Annotated in this window: 1 pseudogene; it reads left to right on the top strand. The window is 33.5% G+C overall.

Annotation, left to right across the window (positions count from 1 at the left end):
* A pseudogene (locus GUI70_RS25795) lies at nucleotides 1-266 on the top strand (type I glyceraldehyde-3-phosphate dehydrogenase); the annotation flags it as partial.

Genomic DNA, 266 nt, shown 5'->3' with positions numbered 1-266 from the left:
CAATCCTGAAAACTTGCCATGGAAAGAATTAGATATCGATATTGCTATAGATGCAACTGGTAAATTTAATCATGGTGATAAAGCCATCGCACATATTAAAGCAGGTGCCAAAAAAGTATTGTTAACTGGTCCTTCAAAAGGTGGACATGTTCAAATGGTAGTTAAAGGCGTAAATGATGACCAATTAGATATAGAAGCATTTGACATTTTTAGTAATGCTTCATGTACTACTAATTGCATTGGTCCAGTTGCAAAAGTTTTAAATA

This window comes from Deinococcus alpinitundrae (assembly GCF_009982895.1).
Classification (GTDB): domain Bacteria; phylum Deinococcota; class Deinococci; order Deinococcales; family Deinococcaceae; genus Deinococcus; species Deinococcus alpinitundrae.
The sequence above is the reverse complement of the archived record's forward strand: the minus strand, read 5'-3'. Positions and strand labels throughout refer to the sequence as shown.